17 protein-coding genes are annotated in these 17351 nt (G+C 47.2%); 10 read left to right on the plus strand and 7 right to left on the minus strand.

Going from position 1 to position 17351, the window contains the following annotated elements; genetic code table 11:
• Nucleotides 1-213: 213 nt before the first annotated feature.
• The 6 genes from BCOA_RS24850 to BCOA_RS24880 form a co-directional block, all read right to left on the minus strand.
• Nucleotides 214-1485: an extracellular solute-binding protein gene (locus BCOA_RS24850; RefSeq protein ID WP_014096796.1), complete on the minus strand. Its 1272-nt coding sequence runs from the start codon at nt 1483-1485 to the stop codon at nt 214-216.
• 195 nt (nt 1486-1680) lie between these two features.
• The gene (locus tag BCOA_RS24855; RefSeq protein WP_014096797.1) at nt 1681-3486 is read right to left on the minus strand and encodes an alpha-glycosidase; all 1806 of its coding nucleotides are present in this window, start codon (nt 3484-3486) and stop codon (nt 1681-1683) included.
• Between the two features lie 19 nt (nt 3487-3505).
• Nucleotides 3506-5200 carry a glycoside hydrolase family 13 protein gene (locus BCOA_RS24860; RefSeq protein WP_014096798.1) on the minus strand — a complete coding sequence of 565 codons (1695 nt, stop codon included), beginning with the start codon at nt 5198-5200 and terminating at the stop codon, nt 3506-3508.
• Between the two features lie 160 nt (nt 5201-5360).
• Nucleotides 5361-6317: a LacI family DNA-binding transcriptional regulator gene (locus tag BCOA_RS24865; protein WP_014096799.1), complete on the minus strand. Its 957-nt coding sequence runs from the start codon at nt 6315-6317 to the stop codon at nt 5361-5363.
• Nucleotides 6318-6323: 6 nt separating this feature from the next.
• The gene (pgmB, locus tag BCOA_RS24870) at nt 6324-7007 is read right to left on the minus strand and encodes a beta-phosphoglucomutase (protein ID WP_014096800.1); all 684 of its coding nucleotides are present in this window, start codon (nt 7005-7007) and stop codon (nt 6324-6326) included.
• Between the two features lie 366 nt (nt 7008-7373).
• Nucleotides 7374-7994 carry a LysE family transporter gene (locus BCOA_RS24880; RefSeq protein ID WP_014096801.1) on the minus strand — a complete coding sequence of 207 codons (621 nt, stop codon included), beginning with the start codon at nt 7992-7994 and terminating at the stop codon, nt 7374-7376.
• A 401-nt stretch (nt 7995-8395) separates the two neighbouring features.
• Between BCOA_RS24880 and BCOA_RS24885 the strand changes: the two genes are divergently transcribed.
• Nucleotides 8396-8755: a hypothetical protein gene (locus tag BCOA_RS24885; RefSeq protein ID WP_014096802.1), complete on the plus strand. Its 360-nt coding sequence runs from the start codon at nt 8396-8398 to the stop codon at nt 8753-8755.
• A 234-nt stretch (nt 8756-8989) separates the two neighbouring features.
• Nucleotides 8990-10417, plus strand: coding sequence for a DEAD/DEAH box helicase (locus BCOA_RS24890; RefSeq protein ID WP_014096803.1), 1428 nt, complete (start codon nt 8990-8992; stop codon nt 10415-10417).
• A 323-nt stretch (nt 10418-10740) separates the two neighbouring features.
• Here BCOA_RS24890 and BCOA_RS24895 read toward each other — a convergent pair whose 3' ends face one another.
• Nucleotides 10741-11358, minus strand: a complete 618-nt coding sequence (locus tag BCOA_RS24895; protein WP_231111515.1) for a rhomboid family intramembrane serine protease — start codon at nt 11356-11358, stop codon at nt 10741-10743.
• Nucleotides 11359-11620: 262 nt separating this feature from the next.
• Here BCOA_RS24895 and acpS point away from each other — a divergent pair, with 262 nt between their 5' ends.
• The 8 genes from acpS to BCOA_RS24940 all read left to right on the plus strand — a co-directional run bounded on the left by acpS (nt 11621) and on the right by BCOA_RS24940 (nt 17351).
• Complete coding sequence (gene acpS / locus BCOA_RS24900) at nt 11621-11971, plus strand: holo-ACP synthase (RefSeq protein ID WP_014096805.1); 351 nt, start codon at nt 11621-11623, stop codon at nt 11969-11971.
• A 140-nt stretch (nt 11972-12111) separates the two neighbouring features.
• Nucleotides 12112-13128 (plus strand): LolA family protein, encoded by a 1017-nt coding sequence (locus tag BCOA_RS24905; protein WP_014096806.1) that lies wholly within the window; start codon nt 12112-12114, stop codon nt 13126-13128.
• 201 nt (nt 13129-13329) lie between these two features.
• Complete coding sequence (alr, locus tag BCOA_RS24910) at nt 13330-14481, plus strand: alanine racemase (RefSeq protein ID WP_014096807.1); 1152 nt, start codon at nt 13330-13332, stop codon at nt 14479-14481.
• Nucleotides 14482-14633: 152 nt separating this feature from the next.
• Complete coding sequence (locus BCOA_RS24915; protein WP_014096808.1) at nt 14634-14912, plus strand: CopG family ribbon-helix-helix protein; 279 nt, start codon at nt 14634-14636, stop codon at nt 14910-14912.
• Between the two features lie 4 nt (nt 14913-14916).
• Entirely contained in the window at nt 14917-15267 is a 351-nt protein-coding gene (locus BCOA_RS24920) for a type II toxin-antitoxin system PemK/MazF family toxin (RefSeq protein ID WP_013860680.1), read from the plus strand.
• Nucleotides 15268-15757: 490 nt separating this feature from the next.
• On the plus strand, nt 15758-16585 hold the full coding sequence (locus tag BCOA_RS24930; protein WP_014096809.1) for an RsbT co-antagonist protein RsbRA: 828 nt from the start codon (nt 15758-15760) through the stop codon (nt 16583-16585).
• 3 nt (nt 16586-16588) lie between these two features.
• Nucleotides 16589-16945 (plus strand): STAS domain-containing protein, encoded by a 357-nt coding sequence (locus BCOA_RS24935; RefSeq protein WP_014096810.1) that lies wholly within the window; start codon nt 16589-16591, stop codon nt 16943-16945.
• A gap of 4 nt (nt 16946-16949) precedes the next feature.
• Nucleotides 16950-17351 (plus strand): anti-sigma regulatory factor, encoded by a 402-nt coding sequence (locus BCOA_RS24940; protein ID WP_014096811.1) that lies wholly within the window; start codon nt 16950-16952, stop codon nt 17349-17351.

The following is a 17351-nucleotide window of genomic DNA, read 5'->3' on the forward strand; positions in this document are numbered from 1 at the left end:
TTTTTGAAAATATTTCATTTTTTGTTGGCAGCAGATTTTTGTGGTCCGGATGCCAATCTTGAAAATACGCGCAGTTGACTTATGTTACTGGTGCTTTTTGCAACATGGACGCCAAACCTGGAAGTTTACACGGCTTTCAACCTGCTAACGGCCTAGCACCATATTTTGAAAACCAGGTGGAGCGTATCCCCACCTGGAAATGGATAAAGCGGATTATTTATTGGAATACTTTTGGGAAATATTGTCTTTGATCGTCTTCACCGCTGCATCGGCTGCCTGCTTTGGTGTTTTCTTGCCGCTCGCTGCGTCAAACATCGTCGATTCCATACCGGTCCAGACTTCTGCCATTTCCGGAACGTTCGGCATCGGCTGGTCGGATTTGTACTGTTCAACAACCGCTTTTGTCAGTTCATCATTTGTCGCAGCCGCTTTTTCGCGCGCAGTCGGGTTGGCAGGGATTTCTTTGTATTTTTCATAGAATTTGTAGCTGTTTGCGGAGTTGGTGACGTATTGAATCCATTTTTCCGCAAGTTTCGGTTCTTTCGTATAGTTGGAAGCAACCCATCCTTTTCCGCCGCCGAATGCTTCGTACTTGTGGCCGTTTGGAAGCGTCGGGATCGGGGCTACGCCGTAATTTACTTTTGCTTTCGCGTAGGTGTCCGCCGACCAAGGACCGTCAATGACGGCAGCCGCTTTGCCTTTTGAGAATTCTTCTGTTACAAAGTCGCCGGAGCTTTTTGTATCTTTCATTCCTTTTGGCCAAATATCTTTAAACCAGTGTGTGGCGTACGTAATGGCTTTTACGGAACCGGCATTGTTCAACCCGATATCTTTTGTGTTTGTGCCGTTATCGCCGAACACATAGCCACCGTAACCCGCGAGCAAGCCGTAAGAATAGTAGAAGTCCGTCCATTTAACAAGGAATCCTGTATTCTTTCCGGATTCGGATGAAAAATTATATTTGCTGTCTTTCGCCAATTTTTCAAGATCGGCAAATGTTTTTGGCGGGCTTTTCAACAAATCTTTGTTGTAATAAAGGACGAGCGTTTCAATGACGAACGGGACGCCGTAAACTTTGTTGTCGATCATGACTTGGCGCTGGTCTTTTGCATCATAGGCGCTAACATCTTTTTTGGACAGTTTAAGCAGATGCCCCTGCTGGCCGAGTCCGCCGATCCGGTCATAAGAAGCGAGCATCACATCTGGGGCTTTTCCTGCCGGGCCGTCCAAAGGCAGTGCTTCCAGCTGGTCAAACATCGGCTTTTTGACCACTTTTACAGTACAATTGTTTTTCTTTTCAAAATCGCCCTTAATACTGTTGACATAATCGGCATAAGATTCTTCCACGGAAACCGTGAGCGTCTTTTTGCCACCGCTGTCTTGAGAAGATCCGCTGTTTGTTTTTTTCGATCCCCCGCACGCGGCGAGCGCCATGATGACGCCCAAGACAAGCGTAAGCACGAACAGCTTCTTGAATACTTTCATTTCATGAACCTCCCTTTTTTGGTACAACTTTATTATAGAAGAGAGTGGAAAACGGTTACAATGTAAAATTTTCTGTTAACGGTAACAAAATGAAAAGCCCCCTGCCAATTATCCGGCAGGGGGGAGGGGTAGTTTGTGATTTTTAAAATCGCAATGGGAAGCGACGAATGGGTTTCAAGAACGCTACGGTCAGGGTCAGTTTGTGATTTCCAGAATCGCAAAGTCCATTGGCGGGAGGACAAGGGTTTTGCTTGAAACCGGTTTGTTTTCCCAAGCGTCTTTTACGGTGTCCGGTTTTACATCCAGCTCGCTCCACGGGATGGCCTGTTCTTGGTCCGACCGGTTAAAGGCAAACAGCAAGGTGCATTTTTCCCCTTTGCGCAGGAAGCTGACCACTTGTTTTTCGTTATCGGTTTTCAGCCAGACGAGATCGCCGTATGTCAAGGTTTGTTGATGGTCTTTCCGGAAGCGGATCAGCTTTTTCATAAATGCGAGCATGTCGCGGTCCTGCTTGTCTTCATCCCAGACCATGCATTTCCGGCAAAGCGGGTCACCTGCGCCGTCTATTCCGACCTCCGTGCCGTAATAAATGCACGGCGAACCGGTATGCGCGAACGTAAAGGCAAGGGCAAGCTTCACCTTTTGCTTGTCGCCGCCTGCCTTTGTCAAAATCCGCGGGGTGTCATGGCTGTCAAGCATATTAAACAAAACCTCGTTGTTGGACTGCATATAATGCATAAACTGCTGGTTGAGGCTGTGCATCAGTTTTTCAGCGGAAATTTTTTCATCCACAAAGTATTCAATTATCGTCTGCGTAAATGGATAATTCATGACCGAATGAAACTCATCGCCTAAAAGCCAAGGCCATGCATCATGCCAAATTTCGCCGAGAATAAAAACATCCGGTTTCTCGCCTACAACGGCCTGGTGGAACTTTTTCCAAAAAGCATGGTCGACTTCGTTGGCGACATCAAGGCGCCAGCCGTCAATGTCAAATTCACGGATCCAGTAGGTTGCAATATCGAGCAGATGCTGTTGCACTTCGGGATTGGCCGTATTCAACTTCGGCATGCTTGTCGTAAAAGCAAACGTGTCAAATGAGAGCGTATCATGCCCGTCAATGTTCCCGTTTTCGCCTTCGCGGACCGGGAAAGAGTGGATATGGAACCAGTCTTTGTAGCGCGATTTCTCCCCGTTTTTCAGCACATCCTGCCACTGTTTTGAATTTTTCCCAATATGGTTGAACACCGCATCGAGCATAATCCGGATCCCGCGCTTGTGGGCTTCTTTCACCAGTTTGCGGAATATTTCTTTATCGCCGAAATGCGGGTCAATCGTAAAATAGTCGAATGTATCGTATTTATGATTGGAAGGGGCTTCGAAAATCGGCGTCAAGTAAATCCCGTTAATGCCTAGATCGGTGAGATAATCGAGATGGCCGATGATCCCCTCGAGGTCGCCGCCGAAAAAGTCGTCCACGCCCGGGTCTTTGCTTCCCCACGGCAGGGCATTTTCCGGAGAAATGGCGGGATTGCCGTTTGCAAACCGTTCAGGGAAAATCTGGTACCAAATGGTGGACTTCACCCAGTCAGGCGCCTTGAACATATCGATTTCGTGCATAAACGGAAATTTAAAATAATAGTCAGGCACCCGCAGTGTATCTTCATTTGCTGGGTAAAAGCCGCGCCCGCCATAAAAAATGTTGCTGCCATCCGTGCCGGTAAGGATAAAGGCGTACTGCAGGCGGCGGTGCGGCGGACGGACTTCGGCAAACCAGACATCGTGCGCCTCTGTTTCAGCCTTTTTTTCCATTTCGAGGCGTTCAGATTCCCAGTGATATTCCCCGTCTTGCTTTTTTTTAAATAAATACGGGTCTCCCCAAATGAGGACGGCTTTCTGAATATCCCCTTTTTTCGTGCGCAGCTTCAGGTGCATCGTTTTTTTGTCATATACATATGCATCCGCGCTGAACGGCTGATGAAAAATTCCTGCGTGTTCCATCTTTTCTCCTCCTCTTATGCTACTCCTGTAATAAAACAAAGCATTCAAAAGGCGATAGCACCAGTTTGCTTGGCACCGCTTTGCTATGATAGCCGTTGTTATTGAGCAGGCATGCCCATCTGTGGCGGGTAAGCTCCGGGCAGGTAAAGGTCTGCAGCTTTTTCGATGTATTGCAGACAATCATGGCACAGCTGCCTTCATGCTTCCGTATATACGCGTAGATGTCCGGGTCCTCATCAGCCAGCATTTCCCAGCTGCCGGCCGTAAAGACAGGCATTGATTTTTTCAGTTCGATCAGCTTCCGGTAATAATGCAGCACGGAGCCGGGATCTTTTTCCTGCGCCGCTACGTTCACGGTCCGCGTATCTTCATTGATGCCGAGCCACGGAGCATATGTAGAAAAGCCGCCGTATCGATCATTGTTCCACTGCATGGCGCCTCTTGACGTATCTTTAGAGCGCTGTTGCACCATTTTTAAAATTTCTTCCTCCGCATAGCCTTTCTTTTTCGCAATTGTGGCAAGCCCTTTGATACTTGGGTCCTCATAGTCTTGGAGCCGCGGGAGCTTCAAGTTCACCATGCCGATTTCTTCGCCCTGCAGCAAAATCGGCAGCCCCCATTGCAAATACATCAAAGTAGCAAGCATCTTTGCGCTTTTTTCCCGGTATTTACCTTCGTCCCCGAAACGCGACAAGGCCCGCGGCATATCATGATTATTCCAGTAGAGCGAATTGAAGCCTTCCCCGTACAAGTCATGTTGCCACTGGGACATCGCTTTTTTAAAAGCAAGCAAGTCCCATTTTCCCTGTTGCCAGTTTTGCGGAATGCCAGGTTTTTTTGCTTCTGTGTCAAACCCTAAGTAGTTAAAGGTAATGATGCAGTCGCATTCTTCGCGGTCCGGCCTTGAATAAAGCCGGGCAAGCTTCGTGTCGGCGGAAGCTGTTTCCCCGATTAAAAAAGCTTCTGGATGCTTCGCTTTAATCGTACGGTTAAATTCACGGATATAATCATGGACACGCGGCAGGTTGGCATAATACTGTTCTGCAAGCACAAAGGCTTCTTCCGATTTTGTTTTAACGGGAAGAAAACGGGTGTCCTTTGCCAGGTGAATGACCGCATCCAGCCGGAATCCGTCCACACCTTTATCCAGCCAGAATAGGGCGATTTTTGCCATTTCTTCGCGCACTTTTTTGTTCTCCCAGTTCAGATCGGGCATTTTGTCGCTGAACAGATGAAAATAATATTGCCCGGTTTGTTGATCCAATGTCCATGTGCTGCCGCCGAAAAAGCTCGCCCAGTTCGTCGGTTCACGCCCTTTGACAGGGTCATGCCAAATGTAGTAATCCCTGTACGGATTTTCTTTGCTTTTCCGCGCTTCTTGGAACCACGGGTGGCGGTCTGACGTATGGTTCAGCACAAGGTCCAGAATGATTTTAAGCCCGCGTTTTTTCGCTTCCTTGATCAGGTGTTCCACATCTTCCATCGTGCCGAAAACCGGGTCGATTTTTTCGTAGTTGCTGACATCATAGCCATTGTCCACATGCGGCGATGCGAAAATCGGATTGAGCCAGATGGCCGTTGCCCCGAGATCACGGATATAATCCAGCTTTTCAATGATGCCCGGGATATCGCCCACGCCGTCCCCGTTTGCATCTTTGAAACTGCGCGGATATACCTGATAGATGACAGCTTCTTTCCACCACGCATCTTGCAAAGCGGTTCACCTCCACGTTTCTTCTATACCCTTTCAACGTATCATCACCCCTTTATCCGGAACAAATTTTTCAGCGATGTTACCGTTAACAAAATGCTTTTTACGGGTTTGATTGGCCCAAGCCCATCCTGAAAAAAATAAGCAACCGGTGTAAGGCTGCTTATTCACAGACGGTGGAGGGGCGGATGACCACTTCCGGTTCAAAAAACTGGTGCCCTTGGGATTTCCCGTTTTCCTGAATTTTTTTCAACAGCATGCGTGCACATGCTTCTCCCATTTTTACAACGGGCTGGCGCACGGTTGTAATATGGGGAGCGGAAATCCGGTCAAGAAACACCCCGTCAAAACCGGTGACCGCAACCTCACTTGGTATGGATAGCCGTAGCGATTGGGCGGCTCTGATCACACCGAGGGCAATCCGGTCGCTTGCGCATACAAACGCGCATCTTTCTTTCCGGCTGGATAAAATTTTTTCCGCTTCTTGCTGGGCGGCGCTTGAACTGTTTTTGACCCTGCAAAGAAACGGCGGCAACCCGTTTGCTTCGGTTGCATCCAGATAACCTTTTTGTCTCGCAAACATAAAGGGCTCTTGCAGGTCAATGCCGAAAAAATAAATTTTTTTAAACCCGCGGCGAATGACATGCTCTGTTAACAGCCGTACGCCTTTTTCATTGTCCACATCAATAAAATCAAACCCTCTGTCATTTTGCCCGAATAAAATCACCGGTTTGGAAAATTCTTTTAAAATGGTATCGTAATCCTGGCTGCGGACACCCGTCGCAATCACACCGTCGCACTGGCCGATGTCCTTCGATTTCCGTGTGACCAGCTGAAGCGAGTAGTGGTTTTGGTCGAGCTCCTTGGCAATGCCGGCCAGCAAGTTCATATAATACGGCTCTGTTGTGTCCATTTCCTCCAATATCAGGAACTTGATGACCTGGGTACGGTGGGAGACGAGGGCACGTGCCGCATAATTGGGTACATAGTTCAACTGCTCCATCGCCTCATATACCAGTTTTTTTAAATCATCTCTAACCTGTTCGGGGTGGTTAAGGACCCGTGAAACCGTCATCTTTGAAACATTCGCCTGTTTTGCGACATCGGAAATGGTAACCATCACGCCTCATCCTTTATTTTTCAGAAGAAATGCGCTTTCGATTTTTTCAAAGTCAAGATCCTGCGTCCCTTCAACAAGGAAATCCGCCTGCTTCATGTTTTCCGGCGTGCCGACCCCGACTGCAAACATGCCGGCCGCTTTAATGGCCTGGATGCCGGCTTCCGCGTCTTCAATGCCGATGCAAAATGCCGGATCCGCGTCCAGCTTGCGGGCGCCGGTTAAAAAGATTTCCGGATCCGGCTTGCCGTGCTGAATGCGGGCAGCGTCCACGATTTCATCAAAAAAGGAAGCCACCCCCAGTCTGTCGATGACAAACATGGCGTTTTTGCTCGCGGAAGCCAGCGCTGTTTTGATTCCCCTTTCCTTTATATCTTCGAGCAGGTTGTGGATGCCCGGAAGCAAATCGGCAGGGGAAATTTGGCGGATCAGTTCTTTGTAATATTCATTTTTCCTGTCCGCGAGCTCGCTCAGCTTTTCTTTAGAAAAGGAAGGCTCCGGCCGGGCGTTCTCCAATATTTTCTTTAAAGAGTCCATGCGGCTGAGCCCTTTAAGCGCTTCATTAAAATGGCGGTCAAAAGGAACCTGCAGCTCATCAGCCAGCTTTTTCCATGCTAAGTAGTGGTATTCCGCAGTATCTGTGATGACCCCGTCTAAATCAAAGAGAACGGCTTGAATATGTGAAGCTGCCATTGACAATTCTCCTCCAACTTATAAAGTTTGATTGCTGTTATGATTAGTATACGGGAAATTTCTCTTGAAAACTATGGAACTATATAAGTTGCTTGTCGAAACCAGCAGAAAAGGCGAAAAAGATTCAGAAAAAGCGAAAGAACTGGCGAAAAGCCGGAAAAATCCGGCGCATTTCGAAAAACGCGGTATAAATGAAAGGATTCCATGCCCACTTCAGAAATCATCCCTTTATTTGAAAAAAAGGTGACTGAATCGGCAAAAAGGGCCGGACGGTAAAAAAGCGGGCGGAAAGCAAGAACGTGCTGATTTTTTCCGGAAAACCAGCGAAAAGGTACAAGAGTTCGGCGGGACTTTTGTTTGCTTATGCTACAGACTCTTGACCGCCTGAATGCCGAAATAAATGCCGAAACCGACAAGAGACAGGCCGGACAGCCTCGAAATGAAAAGAATCAAACGGTTGGTTAGCAGTTTTCCGAAGCTGCTTGAGACGGCAGCCATCGAAAAATCCCACAGCGCCACTCCGATAAAGATGGCCAGGCTGTAGAGGAGAAACTGCTGCGGGCCTACAGATTCAGCTGTTTTTGCAAGCACGGAACCGTAAACGCCGAGCCAGAATAAAATGGTGAGCGGATTGGTCAGAGACATCAGAAAACCGGTCAGGAATGATTTGGACAATTTTTCTTTGTTTCTCATCAAACCGGAAATCGGCTGATTGGCTGCAATCATGCTTTCAATGCCGGTGTATGTAAGGACAAAGCATCCGAAAAACCAAAGGAATGATTTTACAAATCCGATGCTGAGCAAATGGACGACACCGAGATAAACGAGCAGCATATACAAACCGTCCGCTGCCATGGCACCGATTCCGAGCAGCCATGAGTGGAGAAAGCCATTTTTAATCCCCTTGTCAATTTGAGCGGCATTCACCGGCCCGATCGGCGCAGCAAGCGACAGCCCAAGAAAAATATAACTAATCATGCTTTCCATCATTTTCCTCAGCCTTTCCATCATGCGATTGATATATTTGTATTCAGAAACCATAGCCTGTACAACTAATAAAAGCAAAATGGATGCCATAAATGAAAAAATGAACCCAAACGATGAAAGTGCATAAACAGAGTCGATGGGTTAAAAGTGCGCCATTATTCTTCCATGGATTGCTTTTCTGTCCATGGCTTCTAAAAGGGTTTGATCGAATGATGGATGGAAAAGCAGGCACGGGAATTGAAAATGATCATTTTTTTGTTTCAGCGGTTTAAAAATTTGAAGCCTATGTCCCTTTATTTTTCCGCTCATTTGCTCCTTCGAGTAAAATATTACCGATACAAAGAACGAGCAAAGAAAGTACAAAGCATATGGTTTAGAATAAATAGAAAGGATGTGCTAAATTGAAAATAAAAAATATAGAGTGGATTTCCAAAGAAGCTTTAGAAGCTGAAGTAATCGTGACGGATGGAGAAACCGAAATCAGATGCTTTGCCCAACCGTTAAATTACACAGAAGGCTATGTATTAAAGAACCCGATTTACTGTTTGAATGTTTCTGATCTGATGAAGGCGGAAAGGCCAAAGTACACAATTGAAAAACTGGAGGATGAATATTTTTCCTATATTTTTACAGGGAAATTAGTGTATAAAGAGAAAGTGATGGTTGGCAAATTTATTCTAGAACTGGATAATGAAATACCCGGAGATATAAATGATGGCGATTTTATCACTTTTTTGTGCCAAAGATTAGATATCTTTTAGAAAAATTGTATAGCGGCGACCATTGGTACCGAAAAATTGAAAGTCCCAAAATGATTGTGAAAAAACCACGGCTCCATATTCGTTGAAATCTTGCCGTATTCATGTTACGATTACCGTACATCGTTTACGCTTTTAGCTGACAATGCTCAAAAGAGTATATTTTTTTGCCGAAAAGGGTAAAACCCTAAGGAAGACATGCGGCCCTGTTGAACGTTTAGAAGGAGATTGAGAAGATTGACGAAGTTTTCAGAATTAAATTTAAGCCCGGCGATTTTAAAAGCTGTGAAAAGAATGGGATTTGAAGAGGCATCGCCGATTCAGGCAGCCACCATTCCGCTCACCATGCAAGGGAAGGATATTATCGGCCAGGCGCAGACAGGTACGGGAAAAACTGCAGCATTTGGCATACCGTTAATTGAAAAGATTGATCATAGAAGCCGTAATATTCAAGGAATCATTATCGCGCCAACCCGCGAGCTTGCCATTCAGGTATCTGAAGAATTGTACCGGATCGGCCAGGATTCGCGCGTTCATGTGCTGGCTGTTTATGGCGGCCAGGATATTTCGCGTCAGATCCGTGCGCTGAAGAACCATCCGCAAATTATTGTCGGAACACCGGGACGGATTCTTGACCATATACACCGGGGAACCTTGAAACTCGACCATGTGCATACGCTTGTGCTTGACGAAGCGGATGAAATGTTGAATATGGGCTTTATTGATGACATTGAAGCCATTCTTTCCACCGTGCCGAAAGACCGCCAAACGATGCTGTTCTCGGCAACCATGCCGGATCCGATCCGGAAAATTGCCGAACGCTTCATGAACAACCCGGAACTTGTCCGTGTGAAAGCAAAAGAAATGACCGTTCCGTCTATTGAACAATACTACGTCAAAGTCCAGGAACGCGAAAAATTCGATGTATTGTCAAGGCTTTTGGATGTACAGTCTCCGGACCTTGCGATTGTGTTTGGGCGCACGAAGCGGAGAGTTGATGAACTGGCGAATGCCCTGAACTTGCGCGGCTATCTTGCAGAAGGTATCCACGGTGATTTGAGCCAGGCGAAACGCTTATCGGTACTCCGGAAGTTTAAAGACGGGAAAATTGATGTGCTTGTTGCCACCGATGTTGCCGCACGCGGGCTGGATATCTCGGGTGTAACCCATGTTTACAATTACGATATTCCGCAGGATCCGGAATCCTATGTGCACCGGATCGGAAGAACGGGCCGTGCCGGACGGGAAGGCATGGCAATGACCTTTGTCACGCCGCGGGAAATGGGCTATCTCAAAACGGTTGAACAGACAACGAAAAAGAGAATGCTCCCGATGCGCCCGCCGACCTGGGATGAAGCGTTTGAAGGGCAGCAGCGCGTCACCATGGAACGGATCGGGGAAACCATCAAAGAAGGCAATATTGATGAATATATGTCGGTAGCGAAGGAGCTGCTTGCAGAATATGACCCGGCTGAGGTCACGGCAGCTGCTTTGAAACTGATGACGAAAGAGCCGGATAAAACACCGGTTCATATTTCAGAAGAACGGCCGCTTCCGCATAAAAAAGACCATAGCAGACGGGGCAAGCCTGCAGGGTCCTACAAAGGGTCTTACAATAAGGGAAGAAAGCCGAGAAGAACAACAACAAACCGCAAACCATTTTAACCAAACGAAGGCGGGGCCAAAAAAATAGAGCATCATCAGCTTTACGAGCGGGTCGGTTTGTATCCGGCTGCGACTCTTTACAAGTAAAAATGCCGGTATGGCAAAAGTTGCCGGCGCCCCATTAAAAAAGCAACGGCAGCTCCCGTTGCTTTTTTTAAAGCGGAAGAATCCGCTTTTTTTCGTAAAAGCCTTTCCCCCGAGCAGCACGCCGGTAATGCGGCTGAAAAGAATTGGCTTTTTTTAAAGCGGAAGAATCCGTTTTTTTCGTAAAAGTCATTCCCCCGAGCAGCACGCCGGCAATGAGTCCGGAGAATTGACTTTTTCTAAGCAGGAGAAGCCGCTTTTCTTTGCAAAAGCATGCCTCCGAGCAGCATGCCGGCAACGAGTCCGGAAAGATGGGCTGTGTGGTTGGCACCAGGCTGCATCATAGCCGTTACAACGGAAATGACCGCAATCGATAAAATGGTTTGCCGGCTTGTTTTTGGCACATCTTCCCCGACCCAGACAAGGGCGACATATGCGCCGATCAGGCCGAACAGGGCACCGCTCGCACCGGCATGGGAATAGGTAAGCGGAAGCAGAAAAAAAGAAGCGAGATTGGCGCAGCATCCGCAGCCAAAATATAATAGGGTAAACTTCCATTTTCCGGCCAGCCGTTCGAGACAGGGGCCGAGCAGCAAAAGGGAGAAGGAATTCAACAGCAGGTGGCTGAAATCAATATGGACAAAAACAGGGGAGACAAGCCGCCATATTTCCCCTTGGGCAATATAAAGGTTCACACCGGACAGTGTTTCATAAAGGGTTTGTGTTGGTAAAACCGGAAGCCGCATGGCCGCAAACAAGAGGCACTGGGCCAGGAAAATGGCAGATACGACGGGATAGGAACCAATAAAAGCAGAAAAGCGGATCGGGCGGATCAGCATTGCAAATACTCCTTTCAATGGAAAAGCTCTATTTATACATATGCCGGAAATGACGAATTAGACGTCCGGCCTGCTTCTAACCGCAACCGCCAGCAGGATGGAAAAAGGGATAGCCCAAATCCGGCGCGTATTTTCAAAAAGGGCCGAACCGCCATCATGGATACCAGCAGAACGATTTACCGGCGCATATTTTCACGGAAGGCAGAGGCACCGCAGCAGCGTGAAAATCGGGTATCGGAAATTTTGTGGTTTATACTCTGGAAAAACAGAAGGTGAGCACATGATCAAAGGAATTGGCATTGATATTGTCGAGCTTGAAAGGATAAAAAAGCTGTATGAACGGCAGCCGCGGTTTCCGGGGCGGATTTTAACAAAAGCGGAGCAGCAAAAGTTCTGCAAGTTGACAGAAAAAAGGAAAATTGAATTCCTGGCCGGCAGGTTTGCGGCGAAAGAAGCTTATTCCAAAGCTTTTGGCACGGGGATCGGGGGCGCGTTGTCTTTTCAGGAAATTGAAATCGCAAAAGATGAAAATGGCCGCCCGTATTTTTCAAAGCCGGCAGAGCCCCATGCCCATTTGTCGATCACGCACAGCCGTGAATATGCATTCGCCCAAGTGATTCTGGAAGACTGAAGCTATAACGTTTTTTCAATTCCCCATCATACAGGCCCGGGTTGTCTCATATATTCAGAGTAAGAGAGGAGAGACAAGGCACGGGCTTTTGATGAAGCCTTTCTCTTCATAAGATTTGAGACAATAAAGGGGTTGAAAGGATGAAGAGAAAGTACTGGGTTTTGTTTGCGGCGCTGTTTGCCATTTTTCTGCTTTCCGCCTGCGGAGCGAAAAAACCGCAGGATGTGGCCGGAAAATTAAATGAAAAAGTGGAGAAGATGGACGGCTACAAGCTGAATGCGAAAATGACGCTGAAAACGGGCAATGAACCGCGGACATACAATATTGAAGTTTGGCACAACCGGCCGGGATATTACCGTGTCAACCTGAAAAATGCGGGCGAGGGGCAGAGCCAGATGATTTTGCGCAATAAAGAAGGCGTGTTTGTGGTCACGCCCGCCCTCAACAAAAGCTACAAATTTCAAAGCGACTGGCCGAACAACACAAGCCAGGCGTACCTTTATGAATCACTTGTGAAAGACATATTGAAAGATAAAGAGGCAAAGATGACGGTGAAAAAGAACCGATATGTGTTTGAGACGAAGACACGCTATCAAAACCATAAGATGCTGCCGTACCAGCAAATTACTTTTGACAAAAGGACGCTTGCACCAGTCAGTGTGAAAGTGATGGACACGGACCGCAATACGCTTGTCAGTGTGCTTTTTACGAAAGTGGATTTTAATGCAAAATTCGACAGCAACGCGTTTGACACGAAAAAAAATATGACAGGGGCGAAACTCGAAGTGCCGGTGGACGGAAAGGTCGGCAACAAAGAGTTTTCGGTAAAATATCCGACGGCAAAAATCGGGGGGACGACGCTGCTCGATGAACAGGAAGTTGCCGTTGCAAACGGCAAGCGCGTTATTTTGACCTATACGGGCGATAAAACGTATACGCTGATTGAGGAAAAGGCAGAGGTACTCCCTGCTGCTTCCACAGAACCGATTCCTGCAAACGGGGAAATGGCGGATCTCGGGTTTGCGTTCGGGATCAAGACAGGCGACTCCCTGTCCTGGACGGTGAACGGTGTCGAATATACGCTTGCCTCCAAATCGCTCACGGCTGCGGAAATGATGGAAGTCGCCCAGTCTGTCGGAGGAGAACCGGAAAAATAAAATGCGGATAACCCGTTCGTAAGCACTAAAAGCACAAGCCCGCAGCCATTCTCTGCGGGTTTTTTTCTTGATGCGGTTACAGCATGTTGCTTTCGGCAATCCGTCCCAAACCGGTTTGATAAGACTTCCTTTTAAAAACCATTGACAACGCTGGCTACGCGTTCGATAATCAGGATATGGAATCATAAAGGAAGTGTAATCATGGCTTTTTACCGGGATACATGGGTGGAAGTCGATTTGGATGCCATTTCGGAAAATGTCGGAAATATGCGCCAGCTTTTGCCCGAGCATACGCAAATCATTGCGGTTGTAAAAGCGAACGCCTACGGGCACGGCGCGGAATATGTGGCGAAAACCGCGCTTGCATCCGGAGCTTCAGCGCTTGCGGTTGCATTTTTGGACGAGGCGCTCGCGTTACGAAAAAAAGGGATTACCGCTCCGATACTTGTTTTGGGGGCAGCCCGTCCGGAAGATGCCGGAGTCGCGGCTGAAGAAAACATCTCCCTGACTGTTTTTCAAAAAGACTGGCTTGAGGAAGCAGGCCGGTATTTAACCGGGCGGAAACTATCCGTCCATCTTAAATGTGATACCGGAATGGGCCGGATTGGCGTAAGAACCCTACAGGAATTAAAAGAAGTGGAAAAAATCGTGAACCAACAATCCTGTTTCTATTTTGAAGGGATCTTTACCCACTTTGCGACAGCGGATGAAATCGATACGACTTTGTATGAAAAGCAATATAGCCAGTTTCAGGATATGGTTTTAAACCTCGAACACCGCCCGCCGTATGTGCACTGCGCAAACAGCGCCGCCGCTTTGAGATTTGACCAGTCTCCGTTTAATGCTGTCCGTTTCGGCATTGCAATGTACGGGCTCTCCCCTTCGCCCGCCATCAAGCCGGTTTTGCCGTTTCCGTTAAAAGAGGCGTTCTCCCTTCATACGAAGGTGACGCATGTGAAACAAATCCATGCCGGGGACACGGTGAGTTATGGTGCCACTTATCAGGCTTCCGGCGATGAATGGATCGCCACGCTGCCGATTGGATATGCAGATGGCTGGATCCGCAGGCTTTCAGGTCAGGAAGTGATCATTGACGGGGAAAGAGCGCCTATTGTCGGCAGGATTTGCATGGATCAATGCATGGTCAAGCTTGCCCGTCCGGTTGCTGTCGGGACAAAAGCAACCTTGATTGGAAAGCAGGGAGATTTGTCCATTCCTGTTGACGAAATTGCCGAAAAGCTCGAAACCATCAACTACGAGGTTACCTGTTCCATTTCAAGCCGGGTGCCGCGCATTTTCCTGAAAAACGGGAACGATGTCGCGGACGTGTCGAATCCGGTCCTTGAAGGTTGAAAAATGTTTTGGCGAATTTTGAATAATGACATGATTTTTTTGCCGATAATAGACAGGAATGGTGATTTGGCCTTTGCATATAGTGTATTTGATGGTATGATGAAAAGGGAATGGAAAGTAGAAACGGTGTCTAGTGCGTGGAGGTGTAGCAGGTGTCTGAACCTATTTCAACAGAAATTTTAGTCCGCTTGCCGCAGCAGCTGTTGACGGAATTGGACGGATTTGCTGAAACTGAAAATATGAATCGCAATGAATTAATTTACCGTGCCACAAAAATGTATTTAAAAGAACGGAAAAAACGCCAAATCCGCGAAACGATGAGGCGTGGTTACATGGAAATGGCAAAAATTAATTTGGCGATTGCCTCCGAAGCGATCCAGGCTGAATACGAAGCAGAACATACAGTTGAAAGCCTAGTAAGCGGGGGGTAATCCTTTGATTGTTAAGCGTGGAGACGTGTACTTCGCCGATCTATCTCCGGTGGTCGGCTCCGAGCAGGGAGGCGTACGTCCTGTCCTCATTTTACAAAACGACATTGGAAACCGTTTTAGCCCCACTGTCATTGTTGCCGCGATAACAGCGCAAATCCAGAAAGCAAAATTGCCCACGCATGTGGAAATTGATGCAAAGCGTTACGGTTTGGAAAGGGATTCTGTGATATTGCTTGAACAAATACGCACAATCGATAAACAACGCTTAACGGATAAGATTACGCATCTTGATGAAGAAGTCATGGAAAAAATTGACGACGCCCTGCAAATCAGCCTGGGACTGGTCGAATTTTAGGAACGCTCTTTTTAAAGGGCGTTTTTTCATTCGGCAGGCTTTGCCATTCTTAAAATAAGCTGGAACAAAAGAGAGATCATCCCGTCGCCCGTTTTAGCATATTTTTTCACGTGCTGCGGTCAAACATGCGAAACCCACCTTCAAAAAAAATACAACGAATGTGGTTTAACCCTATCTGAAAACGGGTATATGATAACGCTATAAGATAAACCGAAGAAAATTTCCGGAAAAATGCTGCTTTTGCCCGATTTCTGTGCCATTTACATAAAAAATATTTTCCGGTTGCCGGCAAAAACAGATATAATAACTTATAAATCAAATGGATTTTTCTGTGTTTTTTCAACAAACCGGTTCAGAAAAAAGCCATCCGCCGGGGCGAAAGGCAGCAGTTCATTTGTTTTTGTGCAAGTCTTCCGGAAAAGCCCGGCATGTCTAAAGCAGGCTGTCAAAGAAGGGCGCTTCAAACTGTTCGGAGGAAAGAGGGTTGATCATGCAATCATATTTAGCGAAATTTATACCAGAACATAAAGATGAAATACTGGATGAATGGATGAAAAGCATGAAAGCAAAAGGCGGTGCCCCGTTTCATTTTGATGAAGGGGTGGTGTTTGAAAAAACAAGCCGGGATTTTGTCGAAGTGATTCTTGCGCGGTTGACGAAAGGCAATCACGAATACGAGAAACAGCTCGGCGAGTTTTCCGAAAGAATCGTGACACTGGGCTGGCCGCTCACTTTTGCAACGACTGGCATTCAAATTCTCGGGGATATTGTTTACAACCTGATGATGAATAACAACCCGGATGTCGTGTTTGAAAAGCACCAGGAATTTTGGGAAATCTTCCGGGAATGGACCAATGCCGTTCAAAATGAATTTGTCAATGCCTACACCACCATCTGGGAAAAAACCATTTCGCTTCAGCAAAGTGCGTTAAAGGAATTGTCCGCCCCCTTGATTCCGGTGTTTGACAAAATTGCCGTCCTTCCATTAGTCGGCACCATTGACTCGGAAAGGGCAAGACAGATTATGGAAAACCTGCTGTACGGCATTGTGAAAAACAAGTCGGAGGTGGTACTGATCGACATTACGGGCGTGCCAGTTGTTGATACGGTTGTTGCCCATCATCTCATTCAGGCGGCAAATGCTGTCCGGCTTGTCGGCTCCCGCTGCATGCTTGTCGGCATCCGTGCTGAAATTGCACATACGTTAACAAATTTGGGAATCAAATTAAATCATATTACAACAACGAGTACACTGCAAAGAGGAATTGAACAGGCTCTTGAAATGACAGGGAGGAAAATCGTAGAATGGGAGGGTTGATTGATGCGCATACCCATTTTAAAGCTGGGAAACTGCCTGCTGGTCTCGATCCAATGGGAGCTTGATGACCAGACAGCTTTGGAGTTTCAGGAAGATTTGCTTAAAAAAATATACGAAACGAATGCAAGCGGTGTTGTCATCGACATCACCTCTATCGATTTTATTGACTCATTCATCGCAAAAGTGCTGGGCGATGTGGTCAATATGTCCAAAATGCTGGGCGCAAAAGTGGTCATCACCGGAATCCAGCCTGCAGTCGCCATTACCCTGATCGAGTTGGGAATTACGATGGAGGGCGTCATGACGGCACTGGATTTGGAAAGCGGCCTGGAGAAATTAAAACAGGAATTGGGGGACTAGCTGTATGGATAACCATTCCTGTGTAAAAATTTTGAATGAGTGGGATATTGTGGCCGCCCGCCAGCTTGGGAGAAACATTGCAAGGGAGCTCCATTTCGGTGCTGTCGACCAGGCAAGAATCACAACGGCCATCAGCGAACTCGCCCGCAATATTTTTATATACGCAGGACAAGGGGAAATCCGGATTGAGAAAGTTCTGCAAGACGGGAAAAAAGGGCTGAAAGTGATCGCTACAGATAAAGGGCCGGGGATTGAAAATATCCGGAAAGTAATGGAAGACGGCTATTCCACATCCGGAGGGCTTGGGGCAGGCCTGCCGGGAGTAAGACGCCTGATGGACGAATTTGATATCGTTTCGGCGCCGAATGAGGGAACAACCGTTACCGCAATCAAGTGGATACGATGA

Source organism: Heyndrickxia coagulans 36D1, from assembly GCF_000169195.2.
Taxonomy (GTDB): Bacteria; Bacillota; Bacilli; order Bacillales; family Bacillaceae_C; genus Weizmannia; species Weizmannia faecalis.

Bases quoted from the DNA above. Each gene is read 5' to 3' on its own strand.
- BCOA_RS24905 (WP_014096806.1), top strand. From the start codon at position 12,112: ATGAAGAGAAAGTACTGGGTTTTGTTTGCGGCGCTGTTTGCCATTTTT.
- BCOA_RS24940 (WP_014096811.1), top strand. From the start codon at position 16,950: ATGGATAACCATTCCTGTGTAAAAATTTTGAATGAGTGGGATATTGTG.
- BCOA_RS24935 (WP_014096810.1), top strand. From the start codon at position 16,589: ATGCGCATACCCATTTTAAAGCTGGGAAACTGCCTGCTGGTCTCGATC.
- BCOA_RS24865 (WP_014096799.1), bottom strand. From the start codon at position 6,317: ATGGTTACCATTTCCGATGTCGCAAAACAGGCGAATGTTTCAAAGATG.
- acpS (WP_014096805.1), top strand. From the start codon at position 11,621: ATGATCAAAGGAATTGGCATTGATATTGTCGAGCTTGAAAGGATAAAA.
- pgmB (WP_014096800.1), bottom strand. From the start codon at position 7,007: ATGGCAGCTTCACATATTCAAGCCGTTCTCTTTGATTTAGACGGGGTC.
- alr (WP_014096807.1), top strand. From the start codon at position 13,330: ATGGCTTTTTACCGGGATACATGGGTGGAAGTCGATTTGGATGCCATT.
- BCOA_RS24850 (WP_014096796.1), bottom strand. From the start codon at position 1,485: ATGAAAGTATTCAAGAAGCTGTTCGTGCTTACGCTTGTCTTGGGCGTC.
- BCOA_RS24930 (WP_014096809.1), top strand. From the start codon at position 15,758: ATGCAATCATATTTAGCGAAATTTATACCAGAACATAAAGATGAAATA.
- BCOA_RS24880 (WP_014096801.1), bottom strand. From the start codon at position 7,994: ATGGAAAGCATGATTAGTTATATTTTTCTTGGGCTGTCGCTTGCTGCG.
- BCOA_RS24855 (WP_014096797.1), bottom strand. From the start codon at position 3,486: ATGGAACACGCAGGAATTTTTCATCAGCCGTTCAGCGCGGATGCATAT.